This is a genomic window from Acidisphaera rubrifaciens HS-AP3 (genome assembly GCF_000964365.1).
GTDB classification, from domain to species: Bacteria; Pseudomonadota; Alphaproteobacteria; order Acetobacterales; family Acetobacteraceae; genus Acidisphaera; species Acidisphaera rubrifaciens.
Window position 1 is genome coordinate 1 of record NZ_BANB01000580.1, and the last position, 458, is coordinate 458.

General features: G+C 70.3%; 1 pseudogene. It reads right to left on the minus strand.

The features are described 5' to 3' along the window. Nucleotides 1-18 precede the first annotated feature (18 nt). Nucleotides 19-458: pseudogene (locus B8460_RS22115) on the minus strand (hypothetical protein); the annotation flags it as partial.

The following is a 458-nucleotide window of genomic DNA, read 5'->3' on the forward strand; positions in this document are numbered from 1 at the left end:
GCGCGTCTGGGAGGATGCTCACTGGACAACCTCCCCCGCCGGCCGGGACGGATGCACCCCGTCGCGTGGGATAATGACGAGCGTCGGTTTTTGATAGAACCGCTCGGCCCACTCACGAACATGTCCGGTATCCGTCTCTATCAGGACGCAGCGGCCCAGAAGCCGCGCAGCGTGGACGGCTTCGGCATAGGTCTCGGCCGTCGCGCCGGCCGCATGCACAACGGCAGCCTCGGCCCACGCGGCGATCGTCGCGGCGCACCGCCACCCCGCCGGGCCGGTTGCGGAATAATCATCGTCGCCGATCAGCACGACCGCCGCGCCCGTCTGCGGCAGTTCCCGCGTCGTTACCTCGGCGTCCCGGTGCGCGACGCTTACGAGCTGCACCTCACCACGCCGCACGGCGCGCAGCAGTTCGGCCAGGCCGGGTTGTCCGGCCTGTTCGGCGGCGACGATCGCGC